Consider the following 24471-nt stretch of genomic DNA (forward strand, 5'->3'; position numbering starts at 1 on the left):
TGTTAAAATCTAAAATGAGCAAAAGCACGGTTAGCCTCTGCCATTCTGTGAATATCTTCTTTACGTTTGAATGCACCCCCCTGACTGTTATATGCGTCAATTATCTCAGCAGCCAATTTATCAGCCATAGTTTTTCCTCCTCTTTTGCGTGCATACAAAATAAGATTTTTCATTGAAACTGATTCTTTTCTCTCGGGTCTGATTTCTGTAGGAACCTGAAATGTAGCTCCACCAACACGGCGTGACTTCACTTCCACCTGGGGTGTTATATTATCGAGTGCAGCTTTCCAAATCTCGAGAGCTGACTTCTCTTCGTTGGCCAATTTTGCCTTAACTGTGTCCAATGCAGAATAAAAAATGTCGTACGAAAGACTTTTTTTTCCGTCATACATAAGGTGGTTAACAAATTTTGTTACCCTTACATCACCATATACAGGATCTGGTAATACCTGTCTTTTTTTAGGTTTAGTTTTTCTCATTGCTATAAATTTTTTGTTGTTTGGTTGCCTTTTATCAGTCTTCAATAAATTCCTCTGAACCTATTTACTCAACCCTCATAAGTAGCCTAATCCAAAAATATCAACAGTAATTATTTTTAATTATTATTTCTTAGCTGGAGCTTTTGCACCTGGTTTTGGACGCTTAGCACCATATTTTGATCTTCTTTGAGTACGACCATTTACGCCGGCTGTATCCAAAGCTCCGCGTACAATGTGATAACGCACACCCGGAAGGTCTTTAACACGACCACCGCGCACTAATACTATAGAGTGTTCCTGCAAGTTATGTCCTTCTCCGGGAATGTAAGCATTCACCTCTTTAGAGTTGGTTAAACGAACACGCGCAACCTTTCTCATCGCTGAGTTTGGTTTCTTTGGTGTTGTTGTATACACTCTCACGCAAACGCCACGTCTTTGCGGACATGAATCCAGCGCGCGGGATTTGCTTTTTTCCTTCAGGGTAGTTCGCCCTGTTCTTACTAATTGTTGTATTGTTGGCATTTTCTACTTCCTTTTACCTGTATTATAATTTTTTAAATTCAATTTAACGCTATTATATCAATTTTTACCTGAATTGCTTTTATAAATCATTGATTATCATTTAATAACGATCCACTTCAGGTGAAAAACGGCACAAAATTACAAAGAATCAATCAATTGTGCAAGTGATTTACAATGTTTTTTTGAATCGCTGTGCTAAAAGAAGGGTATTTTTCAGATACTCGAATTCCAGTTCAAAACATTCAGAAAATATTCCGGTTCCAATATTATCCTCTATTTGGGTGGCAGTCCATAATTTCCCTCCTTCCAGATTCAATTTTTTCAACTGTTCCTCATCATTAACTTCAGAAACATATAAAAATATCAGCCGTTTAGTAACCTCATTCTCAAAAGTATATTTTAATAAAAATCTTAAAGGAAGGCTTTCACTACCACACTCTTTTCTAAATATTTTTTTTACAGTATCATCAATCTTATCATTAAACTGCATATATCTCTCAAAAGGATAATCCAGTTTACCCGGGTTTAAAACCCTCATTTGATCACGCTCTTTTAAATAAATCTCCCCTTTGCTCATAAGTGCAACCCTTACAACAGGATGCATAAACCTGTTTTTCAGGTCGGTTGTTACTGATTTTGCCACCTTACCTGTAACCTGGCCTGTCTCTGTTACAACCGGCAACCACTCTTCGCTGAACAATCTTCTCCGCATCAAATGCAAACGGGTAGTTTCAACAAATATAAGACCTATGATTATTATCTGAGCTATATTTATTATAAATGTATTTGCTGTATTCGAATACTCCCTGTTTCCTGTTGCAAAATACAGCAGAATCAGGAGTAGATGAAAGGTCAGACTGTATTGTGACTGAAATGCCACCCTAAACGACTCCTTAAGCAAATTTTTGGCAGCCTTATCCCTGTCTCTGGCTGCTATTGTCAGTAATCTGCCTTTTGATAATCTAATAAATATAAGAAGTATTACGAATATTGTCTCTACTACAACAAACTTGCTCAAAACAGATCGATCACTTAAACTGGTGAAAGATAATAATAACGCCATCAAAAATGTCAGCGTAGAGATATCATATATAAGCCTGTTTCTTGTCTTTACTGCAATTAATCCTATCAGCGATAATATCAAAGCAACCCCGACGGCTATGAGTGAATCAATATAGCAAATAAGGATTGAAAAAACTAACACAGGTATTAGCCCCAACGATGGATTTCGAAGTATTCTATCTATTTTTGTTACTCCAAGCATAAGTAAACTAACCGCATATTCTTTTACTAAATATTTCTGTGATTTGAGCGTGAAATAATAACAACAGAAGTATCTTTTTGTTTAACTATATAATCCTATTACTTTTAATACTTGTCTGTATTTTTATATCCTGCTTGAAGCCATTACCCTAAGTTATAGATTGTTCTTGAAATAATTAATTACTTTATCATATAGATAACGAGATGTATTTTCTCCAGAAATAAAATGATTCTTGTCAGGAAAGAAAAACATATCGAAGTGTTTGTTGGCATTTATTAAAGCACGTGTATACTCAATGGAGTTCTGGAAATGAACATTGTCATCAGCTGTACCATGAATTAGAAGGAGATTGCCTTGAAGTTTATCTGCCAAAGTAATTGCAGATCCATTAACATATCCGCTATTGTTCTGCTGTGGCGTTCGCATGAATCTTTCAGTATAAACAGTATCATAAAAGCGCCAATCGGTAACAGGAGCAATTGCCACCCCCGCCTTGAATACACCATTACCTCTGCTCATACTCAAAAGTACGTTATAACCGCCATAACTCCATCCCCATATTCCAATGCGGTCAGCATCCACATATGATAATGAACCCAAATAACGGGCTGCCGCTGCCTGATCATCAGATTCCTGAATACCCAGATTAAGGTAGGTACTTTTTCTAAACTCCTCACCTCTGGCTCCGGTTCCGCGTCCATCAACACATGCAACCAATATCCCCTCATTCAATAGAGCATAATACCATGCAGCATTATATTTGTCAACCACCTGCTGTGAATTTGGTCCACTATACTGAATCATAACAACAGGATATTTTTTTGCAGGATTAAAATCTGCAGGTTTCAGTATCCATCCGTTAAGTTTAGTAATTCCGTCATTTGCAGTAACAGTGATGGCTTCTCGCTCAGGAAATCCGGCAGCTGCATAAGCTTCACGCACATCCCGATTATCCTCAAGCACTCTCAGCTGCTTCCCGGATGCATCATGCAAAGTTATAACTGCAGGTGTTTTTTGATCAGACCAGTTGTTTACAAAATACTTTCCATTTTCACTAAATGTAGCACTGTTATACCCTGGTTGCTGCGATATTTTCTGTGGTTCTCCTTTATTTATGTTTATCCTGTAAATATTACGTCTTAGTGGCGATTCATCAGCCGCCTCATAAAAAACCGTCGATGTATTTGGATCCACGGCAAGCAGGTCAGTGACATCAAAATTACCGCTTGTAAGCTGTTTCTGCAATGTACCGGTTATACCATATATATATATGTGGCTGTATCCGTCCCTTTCCGAAACATAGGTAAACTTGTCATCCATAAAATGGATTGAATTAAGCCAATCCGAGTCAATATAATATTTACTCTCTTCTCTTAATATGAGTTTAGCAACGGTCGACCTTGGATTAACAAAATACATATCAAATCTATTCTGATTCCTGTTTAATGTCATCACTGCAAGCTGCTCCGGATTATTGGTAAATTTAATTCTTGGTATGTATCCATCAGCATCCAGTGGAACATCCATTACTCTCGTCACACGTGATTCAATATCAAAAACCTTACACTCAACTGTAGAGTTTTTACCTCCTGCTTTCGGATATTTAAATTTATAATATTCCGGATAAAGTTGTTCTTCATAAGTCTGAAATGTAAACTCTTCAACATCCGACTCATCAGTGCGCACAAACGCCAATAGCCTGTTATCAGGAGAGAACTCCATAAGTCTTGTCGTAACAAACTCCTCCTCATAAACCCAGTCAGTTGCTCCGTTTATTATTTTATTGAGTTCACCATCAGTGGTTACTCTCGATTCTGTATCAAAATCAAATTTTGTCAACCAAATATCATTATCAATCACATATGCTACCATCTTACCATCAGGAGAGAAAGTTGGTATCATCTGCTTTGATGGCTGTTCACTCAGTCTTCTAACCATGTTCCTGCGCACATCATGATAGTAATAATTAGCTTTAAATGAGTGTCGGTAGATCTGTTCCCGGTCACGATAAACAAGCACTCTGTTTTCATCACTGCTCACCAGGAATCCCTGAAATGAATCAAAGTTGCAATTCCTGGCAGTGCGTGTACTGAACAGCGTATCAACAGCCTCACCTGTTGCATATACATACTTAATTACGGCTGTTCTTGCGGGGTCCGACTGATAATAATGCATTCCATCTGCAGAAGATACTATTGCTGATACTCCTCTTGCAGAGTACTTACCTCCCAAAATATCATACAGACTATATTTTTGTGCCTGCAGTGTTAAAAAACAAATTACCGTCAGAGCGGTAAGAAAAAGTCTTTTATTCATTATATTATCTCACTTTTAGAATTATACAAATGTAGCAATTTTGACATAAATAAGAGCCAACTGATCTACCCTTTACGTTTTTTTTTGTATTTTCGGCTTTTTAATAAAGACACCCAGTTTAGATTGTAGAATATCATCAGCATAATAAAAAGTAGATTTTAAGATATAAGACAACTTAAAAAAATGGAATCAAAAGAGCAAGTAAAACAAGAAAATCCGGAAAACAAAGTAACCGAACTTCCCGCAAATGCTTACAAGGAATTGGCACCGGGAGAGGAGTATAATCCTATTTTGCCCGCAGATAAACCTGCTACAGAGATAACAGGCTATTCACTTGTAATGGGTGTAATCATGGCAATAATATTTTCAGCCGCAACAGCTTATTCAGGACTTAAAATAGGTCAGGTCTTTGAAGCTGCCATTCCCATTGCAATTATTGCTGTAGGTGTATCAGCTGCATTAAGAAAGAAAAATGCACTTGGTCAAAACGTAATTATTCAGTCAATAGGATCCTCTTCAGGAGTAGTTGTTGCTGGTGCAATTTTTACTATACCGGGACTTTATATTCTTCAGGCAAAATACCCCGAGATTGAGGTTAATTTCTGGCAGATATTCTTTGCATCTCTTTTAGGTGGTATCCTGGGAATCCTGTTTCTTATTCCGTTCCGCAAATATTTTGTAAAGGATATGCATGGCAAACTGCCATTCCCTGAAGCAACTGCTACAACGGAGATACTTATGACAGGAGAGAAAGGTGGCAATAAGGCCAAGCTACTGGTAGTAAGTGGGGTTATTGGGGGACTGTTTGATTTTTGCTTTGCTCAATTCAGATTATGGAGTGAGGTAATTACATCTAAGATAATTCCTGCAGGTGCAGTGCTGGCCGACAAGTACAAAATGGTATTTAAATTCAATGTAAGCTCACTCATATTCAGTTTCGGATACCTCGTGGGATTAAGATATGCACTTATTATAGTATGTGGGTCTCTACTATCCTGGCTTGTACTGGTACCTCTGGTAAATGAGATAGGTGTACTTGGTGCAGTTGCAGTTGGTGGCATTAATCCTTTCGAAGCAATGTCTGCAGAAATGATATTTAACAGCTATGTCAGAAATATCGGTATCGGTGCAATTGCAATGGCGGGTATAATTGGTATAATCAAATCGTCGGATTCAATAAAAACGGCATTCTCTATGGCAACAGGGAAAAAAGTTGCTACAGGCTCTCATGAACAGACAACAAAAAGAACTGATCGTGATCTTAAAATGAGTGTCGTTGCTATATTTCTGCTATTTGCCCTATTAGCAGTCTTCACATTTCTTCTGGTAGGTGTAGAAATCACTCCCACACAATCAGTTGTGGCATTAATTGCAATTGGTGTTATTTCATTCCTTTTCACAACTGTAGCTGCTAACGCCATAGCGATAGTAGGTTCAAACCCTGTATCTGGTATGACTCTTATGACTCTTATCCTGGTGTCAGTTATACTTGTTGGTGTAGGTGTTGGTGGACCAAAAGGTATGGTCAGTGCACTCATTATCGGAGGTATAGTATGTACTGCGCTCTCTATGGCAGGTGGGTTTGTTACCGACCTTAAAATAGGCTACTGGATTGGTTCAACTCCTGCAAAACAGCAGTCATATAAATTTATCGGTACGCTTGTATCTGCAGCTACAGTAGGTGCTGTAATCTATATACTTAACGAAGCTTACGGTTTCGTACTATCTCCGGAAAACCCAAACCCAATGGTTGCTCCTCAGGCAAATGCAATGGCTGCAATCATCGAACCTCTCATGGCTGGCAGTGGCGTAAGCTGGATGATGCTTGCAGTTGGAGCTGTAATTGCAATCCTTGTAAACTGGCTTGGGGTATCACCTCTCGCATTTGCTCTTGGTATGTTTATTCCAATTCAGTTAAACACCCCTCTTATTGTAGGTGGATTACTTAATCACATGATTAATAAGAAAGGTAAAGATCCAAAGCTAACCAATGCACGTCACCAGCGAGCAATACTTATCTCCTCCGGCTTTATTGCAGGAGCAGCTCTCTTTGGCGTAATCGGCGCATTAATAATATTTATTACAGGAAACTCAAATGCTCTTAATTTTGGATTGTGGAATGATCCTGATGGTGTTGGAGCACAAATTGCTGCACTGGTTGCATTTACTGCACTGGTAATCTATTTTGTATGGGAATCCAAAAGAGCAAAGGTTGAATAATGACAGTCCCTTTGTGGGTTTAATTAAGGTAAAAGAAAAGATATAGTTATGCGAAAAACATTATTATTTTCGTTATTAGTCCTTTTGACTCTTTACATCACAATAACAGGTATTGGTTGTACAAGTCAAAACAGTGATGTAATTAATGGAGATGAGGATCTTACTAAATATGTAAACCCATTTATCGGGACGGCATTCACAGGGCATACATTCCCCGGGGCCACCTACCCTTTGGGTTTTATGCAACCGGGTCCGGAAACGGGAAATTTCTCGTGGGATTACTGTTCAGGTTATTTCTATGACGATGAAAAAATCAACGGATTTTCACAGAACCGTTTAAATGGTACTGGTATTGTGGATTTCGGCGATCTCCTATTGCAACCTTTCTCGGGTGAAAAACGTGAGGATCTGAGCAGCACTTTTAACAAGTCAACCGAAGTTGCCACTCCAGGTTATTATTCTGTTGTACTTACCGACAACGATGTTAAGGTTGAAGTAACCACTGCACCTCATGTTGCCTTTCATCGTTATACATTCAATGCAGATAAAACAGCTGGTCTGCTGGCTGATTTCCAGAGTGGACTGGTATGGAGTAAAGATCGTATATCCACTCATGTGCTTGAAAATGTAGTGAATTTCGAAAGCGATTATATTATAACAGGTTATACTCGTCGCCGTGAATGGACAGAACGCACATATTACTTCGTTATTGAGTTCGATAAACCTATAGTCTCGAAAGAGCTTCTTGAACAGAGGGATCCACGTGAGAAAGCACCTCGATATATACTGAACTTTGATTTGGGCAACGACTCAGTCCTGAACACTAAAGTAGCTATGTCTACAACAGGAATTGAAGGTGCAAAGTCAAACCTTGCTGCAGAAGGAAAAGAACGCAGTTTTGATGATGTTTATAAGGATGCAAAAAAAGAGTGGAACAGATATCTTTCAAAGGTATCAATAGAAGGAACAGATGAGGATAAAACCAACTTCTACACTGCTCTTTACCACCTTTATATACAGCCAAACAATATCGCTGATGTGGATGGAAAATATGTTGGTCCAAATGGAAAGATATCACAATCACCAACTGGTAAATTTTACTCAACTCTTTCGCAGTGGGATACCTTCCGTGCTGCATTTCCAATGTACACTATTTTGAGTCCGGAAATCATCAATGATCTTGTAAACAATATGCTGGAGTTCAGTGAGCAGAAGGGTCATCTGCCAATTTGGGCTTTAATGGGACAGGAGACCTTCACCATGATAGGAAACCACTCCATTCCTATGGTCGTTGATGCATACCTGAAAGGATTTGAAGGGTTTGATGCAGAAAGAGCTTACAGCGAAATAAAGAAATCTCTGACCGAGGGCAAGCATAAGAATGCAGGCTGGGAAGAGTATGACAAGTATGGTTATTATCCATACGATCTGTTTAAGGTGGAATCTGTTTCACGTACACTCGAAAGTGGCTTTGATGATTACTGTGCAGCACTAATGGCAAAGAAGCTGGGTAAAACCGAAGATTATGAATTCTTCATGAATCGCTCAGGTTATTACAAGAATCACTATGACAACGAAACCAATAGTATGAGACCCAAGGATTCAAAAGGTGAGTGGCTTACTCCTTTCGACCCTTACCGGTTGGCGCATGCCGACTCAAATATTGGTGGTCATTATACCGAGGGTAATGCTCTACAATATACATGGCATGTATTACAGGACATTCCGGGACTTATAGAGTTACTGGGTGGAAAGGAGGAAGCTGGTAAGGTTCTCGACTTCCTTTTTACAACAGAACAAGAGTCAACAGGCACACTATCTGATGTAACAGGACTTATTGGTCAATACGCCCACGGAAACGAACCAAGTCACCACATCGCTTACATATATATGTATTTAGACAGACCGGAAGATACTCAGCGACTGATTCGTCAGATCTGCAAAAATTTTTATCAGAACAAGCCTGATGGATTAATAGGAAATGATGATTGCGGTCAGATGTCCGCTTGGTACATGTTTTCTGCTATGGGGTTCTACCCTGTTAATCCTGTAAGCGGAGAGTTGGTATTTGGTGCTCCGCAGCTTCCAAAAACAACTTTAAACCTTGATAATGGTAAAACATTCACAATTGATGCTATAAACCTGTCTGAGGAGAATATGTATATCGAAAAGATTGAACTGAATGGTTCAATATACACAGAAAAATTTATCACATATGATGATATAATGAATGGTGGAGAGCTCACCTTTTACATGACATCAAATCAATAACAGTTTATTTATCTGTTAATGTTGATGACCATCCTCATCATTTGAGATAAAAATCTCTTTTACAACAAATGACTCCTGTCCTGATTCATCGGTACAGTAAACAATAAAATGGTAATGCCCCTCTCTCAGGGGCATTTCTTCTATTACCCCATTAACCGTTCTGCGTATGGTAGTTGGAATTACAATATGCTGATGTTCCACTGTGACAATCTTTTTACCTGCTATTGGCGATTCACCAAGAGTTATAAACTCTGTCTCCATCCAGGTCTTTTCAAAAGCTATGCTGTCAGTGGCAGCTCGTGTACTCATAACTGTCGAATTATGTGAATGGTTATCAAATGCTCCGTGTATATCAACCTTGTATGATGCAAGTGCTATGTTATCCGAAAACTCCACCTTAAAATGTACCGCATCACCAGGTTTCACATGCTCATCCTCAAAAGGTTCAATTACTTTTATAACCGGCTTCTGATTATCTATTTCTATTTTATCGCAGGAGACTGAAATAAATCCCGAAAATATAATTATCACTAAGAAAGCAACTCTTGTAAACTTAAATCTTTTCATATCTGTTTTTAACACATCAAGAACATTAAAACAATAAATTAACACTAATCATTAAATTTCAATACTCATTCATTCATTTCAGAACATCATTTTAATAATCAGCTGAATATTTCTTCCCGGCTCGGGAGCATTCAGTTTCCTGTAAAAACTCAAGTGATTAAGATATGCTCTGTTGAATATATTATCTGCCCTGAACTGAGTCACAATTCTTCTGCCTCCAATATCCCAGTGTGCATTAGCAGACAGATTCCATAAACTGGTTCCGGGTGTGATCTCTTCATTTCTTGAAATCCTGTTCTGATCCATTACCATACGATTCTCTAAACTGAATGAGTATTGTGTGATCAAACCTGTGCCCAGATCTGAATACGTGAGGTCGGTTGTAACTGCTGCGGGAGGTGTAAAAGGTAAGGGGTAATTATCTTCCATATTAACACTAAACAGATATTCAAAGTCGGAAGTAGCCGACCAATTATTAGTAAAATCATATCTTATAATCATTTCACCACCTGCCATAAATGCTTCGGACTGACTGTAGCGGTAGATCTGACCAGCATGAGGTAAGACCGACCACTCTCCTGTTGGGTTCAGATAGATATAGTTGTTAAACCAAGTAATAAAAGGGTTGAGTGTTACTGAAAGCTTTTTGCCTCTGAAATGATAATCTGCATCCAATTGCAACCCTTTTTCTGATTCAAGTTCATCATTTCCCATCTCATGTCTGAATGCTCCATGATGCACTCCATTTGACGATAGCTCATTTGCTCCGGGATATCTGAAACTGCTGCCTACATTTAGTTTTAAAGAGTGACGTTTATTAAAATCATAGCTAATTCCTGCTGAATAGGAGAGATCATTGAATGTTCTGCTTATGTCTGATGATCGTTGTGAATACAGATCAGCCTCCTGCTCATCATATCCCTGCATTAATAAATATTCACTTAGTACAGAGTCATAAAATCTATAAATATCCAGCTTGCCGATATCATATCTTAATCCCCCTGTAAGTGTTAAATTGTCGCTCCACCTAATACTATTCAGCCAAAAAACACCACCCGATAACCGGTCAAACTCTGGCAACAAAAAGGAGTACCCTCCTACTCTGTTATGCTGATACTCTGCCGATACACCTATTATCTTTGACCACCTCTCTCCCTCATCTTTCAAATACCTCAGACCTGCTGTGTAAGTATTTAAAATAAATTGTATTTCCAGATCGGGATCCACAGCTGGTGGCAACTGGTTACTGTAATGTGTATGAAACTGCGACATCTCTTCTCGATGGTTGTTCTGATATCCCAAATCAAGATTTATCCTGCCTTTATTATTAATATTCCACTCATTGTTCGATATCACTTTCAGGTGATTGGATGTAGAATAAGGCATCTCAATATTGCGGTATGAACCATCATGTTCCAGCCTGTTAAGTGCCGGTATACCATGAGCTCCCGGAAAGAATCCGTTTTTAGCATTAACATTCGACAAGTGAAGCCAACTGCTGAAGTTATCATCACTGTAATTCGAAGAAAATGAAAGATTATACTCTCTCCCTGCACTGTTTTTCATTCGTCTCCCATATACAGGCATTTTCCAGGTGAGGTAATCTATAGTATCTGTTGGTATACGATAATCGGCATAACTCTGTATAGTTGCCCTGCCTCTATAAAACATATTCCCTTTTTTTCTACTTGCTGAAACTGATGTCCCAAGGAGATCGTTGTTGCTTTTTCCAATCAATGTAATATCACCCCAGAACTGGTCATGATCAGGTATTTGCGTTGGCATGATCTCTATCACTCCTCCAATTGCATCAGAACCGTAGAAAAGTGACATTGGACCTTTATGAACCCTTACATTATCAACATCATACTGATCAATTTCAAGTCCATGATCCGCCCCCCACTGCTGATTCTGCTGTACCACTCCTTTATCAACCACTGCAATACGGTTGAATCCCAATCCACGAATTACAGGTTTCGAAAATCCGGCTCCTATATCCATAGATGAGATACCCGATATAGAAGCAAGTGTCTGCACAAAATTAGTGGAGTTATTCCTTAGTAGGTAGTCCCGCCCAATTTCCCTCACTGCCAGTGCTGAAATTTGCTCTCTATTTCTCCTTTTTTTTCCACTAACCATTATTTCCGAAAGTGTTAAATGAATAGGCTTCAAATAGAGATGAATAACTGTATCCTCTTCTGCCGAAACAGGTAAAGTCAATTCCTCATAACCGATAAACTGCACAGATAATTTGTAGTCCCCCGGCTCCAGATCCCCGAAGCTGAAAAAACCATCCTTGTCGGTCTCAACATGTCTGTTTGCAGGTTGCAATGAAACAGTCGATGCAGCCATTCGACCACCATTGTCAGCATCATGCACAGTTCCGCTTATAGCAATTCTTTTGCTGATATCTGCTACCTGCGATAAAACTGCACTAACACTGAATAACAGTAATATAAAAGATAATGATAACCTCATTAAATTGGAGTATAGTTATTTAACATGGCCTGCACAATCAGCGCAGCAACCTTCAATCACAACAAATACTTCGCGGCTAACAAACTTATCTGGAAGTTCTGCTTCAAATTTTGTCTTACCTTCAAGACACATAACCTCATCACATTCTTCACAGTGAAAATGTGAATGAAGATTACTTTCATTGTGATGATGATTGTTCAAAGCATACTTCACACTATTGTCGTTAAGTACAATCTTATGGATAACACCACTATCTTCAAGAGTTATTAAGGTGCGATAGAAAGTAACCCTGTCAAATAGTTCAGGATATTCACCTTTTAACTCGTTCTCCGACATAGCTTTGTTGTTCTCGAGTAGACTCTTGACTATAAACTTCCTGCAGGCAGTACTCCTTAAATCCTGTCTTCTTAATATCTCTTCTGCTGTGATCATAAAAACAATTGTAATGCAACAATGTTGCAAATATAACACTGTTACATTTAATACAAATGAATATTACATTTTTTAACTTTGAATATGCAGCAAAAAAAAAGCGGTTAAGGCATTCCCCAACCGCTTCTCTGATTTCATCTGTTTGACTTGATCTCTATCCTGCAGATTATTTTTTCAGTCTAAGAACATTTATGATCTTATTAAAGAAAGAGGTATTTTCGTTTATACCTGTAAAATATTCGGCACCAGGTCCATAAGCAAAAACCGGAACCATTACTCCTGTGTGGCCACCTGTTGTAAATCGCCCTGTAACTTCGCCTGTCTCCATATTCCCACCGGTTAAGGTTACCCCTCCTGTCTCATGGTCAGCAGTAACAATCACCAACGTTCTTCCATCCTTTTCAGCAAACTCCAGCGCCTTTCCAACAGTTCTGTCAAAATCAAGCATCTCATCTATCATGAATTTCATATCATTCTCATGACCTCCTCCATCAATCTCTGAACCTTCAACCATAAGGAAAAATCCCTTTTTACTGTTATTCAGAATATCCAGGGCAACCTCAGTAGTCTCTTCAAGCTGATTTCCCCTAACATCTACCTTGTTCTCCTTAAGAAAACCTGCAAGCTTACCCTCTTTTACTGATTTGATCGATTCAATATTGTCATACACCTGATAACCCTTTTGGGCAAGCTCCTCTAACAGGTTTCTATTATCTTCCCTATCATTGAAGTGCTCAATACCACCACCGATAAAGACATCCACATCTGATGATACAAACTGGCTTGCAATCTCTGGCATCATATCTCTATGATCAACATGAGCCACAAAATTGGCAGGAGTAGCATCAAGCATGCTTGTTGTAACAACAATACCTGTTGCCAGACCATTCTGCTGGGCAATTTTTAAAATTGAGGGAACAGGATTGCCCTGAGCATCCTTACCTATCATATAGTTATTGGTCTTATGTCCGGTAGCAATTGCATTTCCTCCTGCAGCTGAATCGGTAACGTAGCGGTTGGCCGACTGAGTTCTGGAGAATCCTACATGTTTGAAGTTATCAAGAAAAAGTTTACCCTTATTGGCTGTTGCACCTGCATAAATTTGTGTCACCCCCATTCCATCACCAATCAAAAGAATCACATTCTTTGGTCTTTTAGACTTAAACTTATGTGAGAATGTCTTAACATCATGGAAATTGCTGTTTTGATATTTGGATTCTGTGCCCTCAAAAGATTTTTGCTGTGAATAAATAGAGCCGGAAATGAATATCAATAGGAAAAATAACGTGGTAATTCTTGTTTTCATATATAAAATTATTTTTAAAAGTAAATGTGTATCAAGTCGGGGCACGAAATTAAATAAAAATTTGCATAATGTGTATAAGTACACTAACTTCGCAAGCCGAAAATCAATCAAATCTTAAATTCTAAAATATGAATAACCCATATTTTTAAGAATGAAAGACAAGAGAGAAAACCATTTTATATCATAATACATAATATGATACCCAGAAGTATTAACAATGATTATTAATTTAAAATTGTGAAAGAATGAAAAAATCACATTCAAATTCCAAATGGAAAGGATTTCTGTTTGCCTTATTGTGGACAGTATCCTTTGGGTTATTTGCCCAAAACATTACGGTAACTGGATCTGTAACTGATGCAACAGGTATGTCAGTTATCGGTGCAACCGTTATGGTGGAAAACAATTCCAGTATCGGTACTGTTACCGATATTGATGGAAACTACACCTTAAATAATGTTCCATCTAACGCATCGCTGCAGTTCAGCTATGTTGGAATGGTAACACAAATCATTCCTGTTAACGGACGCAATCAAATTGATGTCGTTATGGCATCTGATACTGAGTTGCTTGACGAAGTAGTTGTAGTTGGTTATGGAACAATGCAGAAAAAACAGGTTACAAGTTCTATTACCTCACTCTCTGCAAGCGATCTGCCAAAAGGTGTGGGTGGTTCTTCAATTGCCAATGCGTTGCAGGGAAAGGTTGCCGGATTGGTTATGTCCGGCAATGCAAGTCCTAACTCCGGAAACACTTTCCAGTTGCGTGGTATGGCTTCAATTAACACATCACGTGCACCGCTTATTGTTATAGACGGAATGCCGGGTGGAGATATTCGTTCTCTTGCAGCTGAAGAGATCCAGTCAATCGATGTATTGAAAGACGCTTCTGCAGGTGCAATCTATGGTACAAGAGCAACAGGTGGTGTTATTTTAGTTACTACCAAGAAAGCTTCTACAGGTAAACTTCAAACAAATTACACCAGCGAGTTAATGTTTAAAAAAGCATTCGGTAAACCTGATCTTCTTAATGCAAAAGATTATATTGCAACTTACGAAGGTGCAAAGAATGACGAAGGACATGAAACCGACTGGTGGGATGAAGCTTTGAGTGACAACCCAACTTCTCAGAGACATATAATTACTATGCAGGGAGGCCAGGAAACAGCACGTATATTTGCATCTTTGATGTATGACCAGAACAGAGGTGTACTCAGAGGTGACGAACGTGAAGACTATGCTGGTCGTATCAACACTGATTTCAAATTGCTTAACGGATGGCTTGATATTTCTTCACACTTAAGCTACAGACAGGCAAAACGTAATCAGAACAAACCTTCAATAGAAGGTATCATGCGTGCCAATCCTACACAGGCAGTTCGCGACCCAAACAGCCAGACCGGATGGAATATCTGGACAACTGGTGACAATACCGAAATGAACGAAATTGGTGAAGCAGCTCTTAAAACAGACGAAGGGGTGGATAAATGGTTCCGTCCTGATGTATCACTTAAATTGAACATCCTCCCTGTTGAAGGTCTTTCATATCAGCATACATTTGCTTATGAAAACAGACAGTGGGAAAGACATTACTACCGCTCAATGTTCTCTCGTGAAGAGCTCAGAGCAGGTCGCAAAGGCTGGGCTGAAATGGAGTTCAGTAAAACCGAACTATTTAATACCGACGGTTACCTGTCATATCTTAATGAGTTTGGACCACACACTGTAAATGCAGTTGCAGGTTATAGCTATTTCGAAAGAAATGGAGACAACTTCTATGCACGTAACGGTAACTTCACTAACGACCGTATTATGTTCTGGAACCTTGGCGAAGGAACAAGATTAACTGAAGGTCTTGCACAAATGGGTTCATCAAAGAATATTACTGAGCGTCTATTGGCCTATTTCATGCGTGCAAACTACTCATACAATGATACTTATATGGCCACTGCATCTGTTCGCCGCGAAGGTTCAAGTAAATTTGCAGCAAACAACAGATGGGGTAACTTCTGGTCACTATCTGCAGGATGGCGTATGTCAAACGAAAGCTTCCTTGAAGATGTAGACTGGCTAAACGACCTGAAACTTCGTGTTGCTTATGGTGTCACAGGTAACGAAGGGTTCTCTGCTAACTATGCAGCAAGAATGTATGGTTCAGACACAAGATGGTTATTACCTACTGGAAACTGGGCAATGAGTTATGGTGCAACAACCAATCTTAACAGAGACTTAGGTTGGGAAGAAAAGCATGAGTGGAACGTTGGTCTCGACTTCTCTGTACTTGATAACAGAATTTATGGTAAAATTGATTTATACAAACGTAATATCGAAGGCTTGATATATAGTGTAGAGGTACCACAACCACCTAATACAGAATCAAGCATGTATAAAAACATCGGTACAATGAACAACCGTGGTTGGGAAGTTGAACTTGGTGCAAACCCTGTAAGAGGAAGAAACTGGAACTACAATACATCATTGAATTTAACTCACAACAGAACTTTCATCGGTTCTCTATGGGGTGATCAGACATACATCAATGGTGATTATATCAACAACTGGGTTGAATATGCTCACAGAATTGAAGAAAACGTAGAGGTAGGAAGCTATTTCATGTATCGTTATGCAGGAGTTAGTGAAGGAAGATTCCAGATCTATGATAAAGATGATAATATTATCTTCTCTGACGATGGTACAGTTGATGACCGCGTTTATCAGAAAAACTTCACTCCTACTGTAATGGCAGGTTGGACCCACAACTTAGGCTATAAAAACTGGGACTTCAACATGACTCTTACAAGCTGGATTGATTTCGATATTTATAACGCAATCGAACTTGAGTATGGTTTAAGAAACGTTGCACAGGGTAATATGATTTACGATGCAATCGAAAAGAACGGACATATTACCGGTCGTCCTTCTCCAAGTGATTATTTCCTTTATGATGGAACCTTCCTTAAGATTCAGAACCTGTCATTAGGTTATACACTTGCGTTGAGAAAGTATACTGATATGCTCAATTCTATCAGATTCTACTTCACAGGAGATAATGTATATACCTTCACTAAATACCCTGGTTTAAATCCCGAAGTTGACATAACAGGCTGGGATGCCGGTATCGAAAGAAAAGGGAATATCTATCCACAAACCAGAACATTCACTTTTGGTCTTCAGTTAAACTTCTAAAAGGCACAGTTATGAAAAAGTACAAATTATTAATAATAATATTAGCAGTAGTCGGTATCTCTTCCGTATTCAAATCATGCGAAGTAGAACCTACTTACTATTCGCAATCAACACCTGAATTGTTCTTTGACACGCAAGAAAAGGTGTACCAAAGAATGGGACGCGCTTTCACTCACTGGGCATGGTGTATGGCCGATAATCAGGCACACTCAAATTTTATAATGCTTCAGGAGTTCACTACAGATGAAATGTTGGTACCATCACGTTATAATGACTGGTATGATGGAGGTAACTATTTAAGAATGTATCACCACGATTTTACTCCTACTACTCCCGGTGTATATGATGCATGGAGAGCATTCTCAATGGGTGTGGCTCAGGCATGGAGTGCCAAGGATGATATCGATCAGTATGTTGATTTCGATGCTCTCGGATTCCCAGAAGGCAGCCGTGAAGCTGTATTGATGCAACTGCAGACATTATCTGCATTTTTCTACTGGTTCGGACTTGATATGTTTGGTGGTGTACCTCTTTATACTTCCACACAGGGAGATATTAAGCCACGTGCAACAGATGTTGAAACATTCGAATTCATCGATAGTCTTCTTACAGAAGCAATTCCACAGTTGCCTAAGAAAACTGTTCTTGGAGCACAGGAAACAGGTGCTATCAATCAGGCAGCAGCAGCTCTTTTAAAAGCTCGTCTCTATTTCAATGCAGAATCATACATCAGAAAAGATATGTATGCTGAAGCAGCAGCAATCTGTCAGGATATCATTGATGGAAAGTATGGCACTTATGCATTGGAAAATGAATGGACAAATATCTTCGGATTTGATAACGACCGTTCAACAGAGATAATCTGGTCTGTACCAAGTCAGAATGCAATCAGCGAAAGAAGTACCGGTCCACACTCCAATCACTACGGAATGGGCGAATACTGGAGCAATGGAGAGATTGGAAACAGAAACAATGGTTACTGTCTCGTACCATCACTCGACGTAGAAGGCAAATCATATTTATATGGAAGCGACAATCCAAGTTCAAAAGGCACATACCGCCTGGGAAGTCCTTTTGCCAAGTTCCACGAAGATGATGTTCGCAAACAGCTAAATGCATACGAAGGAGAAGGCAAATGGCGCGGTATGTTCTATTTTGGAGAGATGATCAACCCTGTAACAGGTGCTGCATGTCATGGAGGAAACCGTCAGGTTAAACCTAATGAAGTATTGGTACTTGTTGACCAGATTGCACGTATCACCCCACAGGCAGGAGCTGAAGTAGACCATGGAAAAGAAGGTGCACGCTGGGGAGAAGAGGCATCAGGTGTACGTCTGGCTAAGTTCTCACCAACTCCATGGTTAACAGAGAAAACATTAAAGGGTAATCCTGATATACCTGTATTCAGACTTGCAGAAGCTTACTATATGTTAGCAGAATGCAAATTACGTGCAGGTGACAAAGCTGCTGCAGCTAGTTTAATTAACACAGTACGCGAACGCTACTTCCCGGAAGGAGATCCGGATCCTGTAACTGCAAGCAACCTTGACGAATGGAGAATGCTGGATGAGTGGATGATTGAATTCATTGGCGAAGGTCGTCGTCGTACAGACCTTATCCGCTGGAACAAATACACTACCGAATCATGGTGGGATAAACCAGCCGACGGACCAGGTAAAGCTCACTACAACCGCTTCCCAATTCCAATTCAGGCAATGGGTAGTAACCACCTGATTGAACAGAACCCAGGATATGATACTGAGCAATAATTAAAAGAAAGGTAATATAGTAATTAAAAAAGGTAAGCAAGATTAACTTGCTTACCTTTTTCTTTTTAATAGAATCTTATCAGTCAATCGACATTAATACTCTATACTACTCAATCATCTTAATATCTCTCAGCCAAGATAAAACTCTGTGAGGCCATTCATTTACTGTATGGCCGGTATTTCTTGCTCCATAGCCATGACCACCCGAAGGGTACAAATGCATTGCAGCAGGCACGTTTGCCTGCTTCAGAGCATAGTAGTAAAACAAGCTACTATCAATAAAACTTTTATCATCTTGTGTCTGTATCAGGATAGTTGGAGGGGTATTTGAATCCACTTTAAGTTCTGGCGAGATTTTAAAATTATCTGCTGAAAGATATGCAGGATACACCAAAACAGTAAAATCAGGTCGCAGGCTGACATCATCATAAGAGTCGATTCTCGGGTAAGTGCGACTGCTGTAGTTTGTGCTTGCCACAGCCGACAAATGAGCCCCTGCAGAGAAGCCCAATACACCTATCTTATCCGAATTTATATTCCACTCCTTAGCATGCGAGCGAGTATAAGCAATTGCCCTCTGAACATCCTGCAGTGGAGCCTCATGCTTCTCCAGTCCCTCACGGCGAGGCACACGATACTTCACAAGCACACAGTTAACTCCATAGCTGTTAAACCTCTTACATATCTCAGTTCCCTCAAGATTATATGCCAAAATATTATATCCACCACCCGGGTTAACAATAATCGTCACACCTGAATTATTGTCCACTGGAGCCGGATAGAAAGTTAATGTAGGCTCACTCACATTACCAACACGCAAAACAGGACAACCTGCAACTTTATTGCCAGAGGCATCATCCACCTGTTTAAGCTTCACATTCTCTCCCGGTGCACCATTTGGGAACAGCAATATTTCTTTCTCCTGAGATAGTAAACTCATAGTTCCAACTAAGAATAAAAATAAAAATAGTGTATGTTTCATAAAACCCGATTTTTAATAAATCAATCAATTATACCAATTTAATAAGCTCCATCACCAAGAGTCCCACTGCTAATGCAATACTAAAACTAACCAACGTACCAATCAAAATGTATTCAGTCAGTTTTCTATCTTTCGACTCTTTTAAATCACCAAAGCGGAATACCGATTTTGCTGCCAGTAGAAACCCAATTCCTTCCCAATGACCAGATACAATGAATATAAAAACGAGAAGACGTTCCAGCATACCAATGTATTTACCGGCATTACTCAGCGACTCCTCAATGCTATCACTCAATGCCTCTGTCCATTTAGACATCAGTTCTCTGATCAGAATAGCAGAAACATAGGTCAGGAATACAATTGCAGATGCATAGATCCAGATATCACTATTCTCAAACCATGATATAATATTCAAATCAGGTTTAAAGAATAAAATCCAAAGAACAAAAATAGTGATTATATGTAAAACTTGATCTGTTAAGAACCATCCGGGTCTGTTACTATCTTTCTGAGCATACAACTTTATGGAATCAATAATAATATGCGAAACCATCACCAACAGGGCTAGAAACCAATAGCTTAAATCCCAAAGTACCAGCAAGACCAGCAATCCATGTATCAAACCATGCAGATAAAGCTTCAGAGACTTCGCCTTAATACGCTCTTTTTCTGCAACCCAAGCATTAGGCTGAATAATAAAATCCCCTATAAAATGAGCCAGCAAGAGCTTTATTATTATAATCATCCCAGCAATTTTTTAATCTTTTTCCTGTACATCCTTTCCACCTCAAGAATCTCATTCACATAAGCCCTGTTCCATCTGCCACTCACAGAATTCTGCTTAATGCCCAAACGCTTTCCAATCTCCTCCTGCGTCACATCAGGATTCCTGAGAACAATCTCCATCAACTCCGCCGATGGAACAGTCCATTTATTCATAAAGGTACCCGCCAGCTTAAGATATAGATTCATCTCCTCATCAAAATCCCCAAAAGAAGATCTTATCCCAAGCGTAATGTTCTCTTTGTCGAGCATATCAAATTTCTCACCAGAATATATAAATGCCTCCCCATTACTTTCCGATATAGACTCACCAGAATAGGTCTTCACCCCTATCCCGATAGCCATACGCACATCAAGAGGCACAACCTTCTTAATAAGAGCCTTAATTTCCAAAGCCCTCTTAAGTGCATCCTCCGGATTCTTCACCTCAAGCTGAAAAAAATCGCCCCTCTCCAGATCCCAGTCACCCGGTCTCTTACCCCATTCATTCAACAGAGACTTAAGCGGAACCAACCATTCATCCTGATTCAAGACCTTCCTCGACGCTATTATATCACCTGTAATAACTGCTATCATGATGCGAATATCGTTTAAAATAACGATATATCAAAATATCATTTAAATAAACGATAAAATGAAATATCGTGAAATAACTATGCTTAATTATAATTTGCCTCCAACCCCTTTATACTTTTCTACGAACTTAACTAACTTTTGAAATACACTTTGTTTTTTTGTCAAGTATTGAGGATTTAAAGGACTCATTTTTGGTAAAAGCGCATTTAGTTCTGTTCCTTTTTCGCTTGCATATTCTCGCTTCAAGGAATATGTTATGTAACGCTTTGCTGCTTCTTCATTTAGATTTTCTTCTGTGATTAATTCCCGTGCTTCCGCTTTCTGTTTGTTTTGAGCAAATACAAAAAATGAATCTATCACATTCGCTTTATCTTGAAGTGTATCAAGGTCGGTCTCGTTAATGAAATCAACAACCAAACTCTCTTTTGCTCTGTTGCCTACGCTTGCACGAATAACCCTACGAATTTCATCAATTAAGTCAGCTTTATTTTTGGTTTTCTTGTTATGTTCAAAAATCAATTCAAGAATGTAGTCAAGGTTTATTTCTTGCGATTTTAATAAGTCAACTTCAAAAACAACATCGTCCCAGTCAATTGTAGATTCTTCTGACTCTTTGCCGCTCTTCTCCTGTCTTAACCAGTCGCGAATATCATTGTAAGTTGAACGGTAATCCTGAACAATCCTCTCATTGAGCAATTCAATTTTCAGCATTACTACAATATCCTCATCTGTTACAAAATGAGCCTTTTTAAACTCTTCAATTGCCTCCGGATTGTTTATATCAATTGCATGAAGTGCTTTAAGGTGGTTAAATTCATCGTAGTTTTGTAGAATGTTTTCAATTCTCAAATACTCCCCGAATAGTTTTACAAATTCCTTTTTGTCTTTCTCTTTTACGATTCCGTCTGGATTAGGGAATTTCTCATTTAACTCTTTTACTACTTCAATGTAACCTCTACGAGCTTCTCCTGTGGCTATATCCGTAAAACCTTCTAAATACTCTTTGTAACTCTTTTCAAGAACTACATTTTTTGTATTACTATCTCCAAACAGCGTAATAGCATCAATGGTTGCTAGCTCTAAATCACGGAATGTTACAATGTTTCCAAAGGTCTTCGTGGCATCATAAATTCGGTTTGTTCTCGAAAAGGCTTGAATCAAACCGTGATAACGTAAATTCTTGTCAACAAACAATGTATTTAGTGTTGGAGCATCAAAGCCAGTTAAGAACATTCCAACCACAATGAGTAAGTCAACCTCTTTGTTTTTTACACGTTTGGCAAGGTCGCGATAATAATTCTGAAATTCATTGCTATCAACGCTATAACTTGTTTTGAACATTGCGTTATAGTCATTGATTGCTTTAGTTAAAAACTCCTTGGCAGTAACATCCATTGCCGAAGGCTCAAAAGTCTCATCAGCTATTTCACCTATTGCACTCTGCTCTTCGTTTGCTGCAAAAGAGAAGATTGTCGCAATTTTTAAAGGTTTGTCGCTCTCTTTTTGCAAGTCGTTTAATTCATCATAATAGCATTTGGCTGCATCCACACTGCTTACGGCAAACATTGCATTAAACCCTTTGTTGCTTCCCTGAGTCCTATGCGTTTTTATTCTGAAATTCTGTAAAATGTACTGAGATATTTCTTTGATGCGTTCCGGATGAAGCAATGCTTTTTTGTTTTCTGCCGCATTCAGTTTTTTTTCGTCTTGTTCTCTTTCGATGTTTTTAAACTTAGGACGAACGTCATTATAGTCAACTTTGAATTTTAGTACTTTTTCATCTCTAATAGCATCTGTTATTACATAAGCGTGCAATTCACGACCAAAAACACTTGCGGTAGTTTCTGCACCTAAAGCATTTTGCGGGAAAATAGGTGTTCCTGTAAAACCAAATTGATAATACTTTTTGAATTTCTTCTTTAAATTCTTTTGAGCCTCACCAAACTGCGAACGATGACACTCATCAAAAATGAAAACAACTTGCTTTTGATAAATCGCTAAATCACTCTCACTCTTCATGAGGTTATTTAACTTTTGTATAGTTGTTACTATAATCCTATTATCGTCTTTTTCTATATTTCGCTTTAAACCTGCTGTACTTTCTGAACCGTTCACACTATCGGGAGAAAATCGCTGATATTCCTTCATAGTTTGATAGTCCAAATCTTTACGGTCAACTACAAAGAATACTTTATCAATAAAATCCAATTGCGTGGCTAAACGTGCCGCTTTAAAACTAGTAAGCGTTTTGCCGGAACCTGTTGTGTGCCATATATAACCACCACTTTCTGGCTTAGACCAGTTTTTAGCCTTATATGAACTTTCAATTTTCCACAACATTCTTTCCGTAGCTGCAATTTGATACGGTCTCATAATTAAAAGTGTATCGCTTGTATCAAAAACCGAATAGGTTAGCAATACATTCAACAATACTCTTTTTTCAAAAAATGTTGCTGTAAAATCTTTTAGATCTTTTATCAGCATATTGTCAGCTTTTGCCCAATTCATGGTAAAGTCAAAGCTGTTCTTGTCACGTTTTATAGTGTTCGCAAAATAACGGGTATCCGTACCGTTCGAAATAACAAAAAGCTGTATGTATTTAAATAATGAATTTTGGCTATTTAAACTCTCCTTGCTGTATCGGTGAACTTGATTAAATGCTTCACGAATAGCAACACCTCGTTTTTTTAATTCAACCTGAACCAATGGCAAACCATTTACTAGGATGGTTACATCATAGCGATTGGCATGATAACCTTTCTGTTCAAATTGTGATATTACCTGTACTTTATTTCGTGTGACATTTTTTTTATCAACCAAGTAGATATTTTGAATATGCCCATCATCAAAAACGAAATCGTAGATATAGTCGTTGTGGATTTTTCTTGTTTTCTCAACAAGGTTATCGCTTGGTTTGTCCAAATATTCTTCCACGAAACGAGTCCATTCACCATCCGAAAATTCCATATTGTTAAGCGATTGCAATTGCATTCTCACATTCTCCAACATCGCTTTTTGCGTAGTTATGTTTGTTGGATTTTCATAACCTTGATTGATTAGGTCTTGAATAAATTCTTTTTCAAGTGCTGCCTCGGTTTGATAAACAGCAGGTGCCTCATTCACCTCAGTATACTTGGTGAATTTATCCAACACAATAAAGTTGTTTGATTCTGCTATGGTTTTATACTGTGACATTTTGTTCCGTTGTACTTGTATTTATTCTCGACCTGATGACGTAAATTCTGTTCAAGTTCTTTTGGGGCTATCAACTGTTTATATTCACTAAACAAACAAGTATTACCAGAGCCATTAAAGCATAGA

The 24471-nt window shown here is 38.6% G+C and carries 16 protein-coding genes; 4 read left to right on the top strand and 12 right to left on the bottom strand.

From position 1 onward, the window contains the following. Window positions 1-2: 2 nt before the first annotated feature. From rpsG to BN1354_RS06105, 4 genes are all read right to left on the bottom strand, one after another. Window positions 3-479 carry a 30S ribosomal protein S7 gene (rpsG, locus tag BN1354_RS06090; protein WP_045090835.1) on the bottom strand — a complete coding sequence of 159 codons (477 nt, stop codon included), beginning with the start codon at window positions 477-479 and terminating at the stop codon, window positions 3-5. 123 nt (window positions 480-602) lie between these two features. After that, entirely contained in the window at window positions 603-1001 is a 399-nt protein-coding gene (gene rpsL, locus BN1354_RS06095) for a 30S ribosomal protein S12 (RefSeq protein ID WP_053826529.1), read from the bottom strand. Between the two features lie 169 nt (window positions 1002-1170). After that, window positions 1171-2265 carry a hypothetical protein gene (locus tag BN1354_RS06100; protein WP_053826530.1) on the bottom strand — a complete coding sequence of 365 codons (1095 nt, stop codon included), beginning with the start codon at window positions 2263-2265 and terminating at the stop codon, window positions 1171-1173. 153 nt (window positions 2266-2418) lie between these two features. Further along, window positions 2419-4581, bottom strand: a complete 2163-nt coding sequence (locus BN1354_RS06105; protein WP_053826531.1) for a S9 family peptidase — start codon at window positions 4579-4581, stop codon at window positions 2419-2421. A 183-nt stretch (window positions 4582-4764) separates the two neighbouring features. On the opposite strand from BN1354_RS06105, the gene BN1354_RS06110 reads away from it, so the two are divergent. Then, a complete protein-coding gene (locus tag BN1354_RS06110; RefSeq protein WP_053826532.1) occupies window positions 4765-6801 on the top strand; it encodes an OPT family oligopeptide transporter in 2037 nt (678 codons plus the stop codon). A gap of 48 nt (window positions 6802-6849) precedes the next feature. Further along, window positions 6850-9072: a GH92 family glycosyl hydrolase gene (locus BN1354_RS06115; protein ID WP_053826533.1), complete on the top strand. Its 2223-nt coding sequence runs from the start codon at window positions 6850-6852 to the stop codon at window positions 9070-9072. A 15-nt stretch (window positions 9073-9087) separates the two neighbouring features. Here the strand turns inward: BN1354_RS06115 and BN1354_RS06120 are convergent, their stop codons facing one another. The 4 genes from BN1354_RS06120 to BN1354_RS06135 form a co-directional block, all read right to left on the bottom strand. Beyond that, a complete protein-coding gene (locus BN1354_RS06120; RefSeq protein ID WP_053826534.1) occupies window positions 9088-9639 on the bottom strand; it encodes a DUF4625 domain-containing protein in 552 nt (183 codons plus the stop codon). 78 nt (window positions 9640-9717) lie between these two features. Next, window positions 9718-12117: a TonB-dependent receptor gene (locus tag BN1354_RS06125; RefSeq protein WP_082331546.1), complete on the bottom strand. Its 2400-nt coding sequence runs from the start codon at window positions 12115-12117 to the stop codon at window positions 9718-9720. Window positions 12118-12132: 15 nt separating this feature from the next. After that, window positions 12133-12549 (bottom strand): Fur family transcriptional regulator, encoded by a 417-nt coding sequence (locus BN1354_RS06130; RefSeq protein WP_231623082.1) that lies wholly within the window; start codon window positions 12547-12549, stop codon window positions 12133-12135. 166 nt (window positions 12550-12715) lie between these two features. Then, window positions 12716-13855, bottom strand: a complete 1140-nt coding sequence (locus BN1354_RS06135; protein ID WP_053826535.1) for an alkaline phosphatase — start codon at window positions 13853-13855, stop codon at window positions 12716-12718. A gap of 245 nt (window positions 13856-14100) precedes the next feature. On the opposite strand from BN1354_RS06135, the gene BN1354_RS06140 reads away from it, so the two are divergent. After that, window positions 14101-17040: a SusC/RagA family TonB-linked outer membrane protein gene (locus BN1354_RS06140; protein WP_082331547.1), complete on the top strand. Its 2940-nt coding sequence runs from the start codon at window positions 14101-14103 to the stop codon at window positions 17038-17040. Between the two features lie 11 nt (window positions 17041-17051). Continuing rightward, window positions 17052-18809 (top strand): RagB/SusD family nutrient uptake outer membrane protein, encoded by a 1758-nt coding sequence (locus tag BN1354_RS06145; protein ID WP_053826536.1) that lies wholly within the window; start codon window positions 17052-17054, stop codon window positions 18807-18809. Between the two features lie 106 nt (window positions 18810-18915). Here the strand turns inward: BN1354_RS06145 and BN1354_RS06150 are convergent, their stop codons facing one another. The 4 genes from BN1354_RS06150 to BN1354_RS06165 all read right to left on the bottom strand — a co-directional run bounded on the left by BN1354_RS06150 (window position 18916) and on the right by BN1354_RS06165 (window position 24345). Continuing rightward, window positions 18916-19791 carry an alpha/beta hydrolase gene (locus tag BN1354_RS06150; RefSeq protein ID WP_053826537.1) on the bottom strand — a complete coding sequence of 292 codons (876 nt, stop codon included), beginning with the start codon at window positions 19789-19791 and terminating at the stop codon, window positions 18916-18918. A 28-nt stretch (window positions 19792-19819) separates the two neighbouring features. After that, the gene (locus BN1354_RS06155; RefSeq protein WP_053826538.1) at window positions 19820-20536 is read right to left on the bottom strand and encodes a DUF3307 domain-containing protein; all 717 of its coding nucleotides are present in this window, start codon (window positions 20534-20536) and stop codon (window positions 19820-19822) included. Continuing rightward, entirely contained in the window at window positions 20533-21150 is a 618-nt protein-coding gene (locus tag BN1354_RS06160; protein ID WP_045089268.1) for a hypothetical protein, read from the bottom strand. The genes BN1354_RS06155 and BN1354_RS06160 overlap by 4 nt, the downstream gene beginning before the upstream one ends. Window positions 21151-21237: 87 nt before the next feature. Continuing rightward, a complete protein-coding gene (locus BN1354_RS06165; protein ID WP_053826539.1) occupies window positions 21238-24345 on the bottom strand; it encodes a type I restriction endonuclease subunit R in 3108 nt (1035 codons plus the stop codon). Window positions 24346-24471: the final 126 nt, after the last annotated feature.

It is taken from the genome of Lascolabacillus massiliensis, from assembly GCF_001282625.1.
Classification (GTDB): domain Bacteria; phylum Bacteroidota; class Bacteroidia; order Bacteroidales; family Dysgonomonadaceae; genus Proteiniphilum; species Proteiniphilum massiliensis.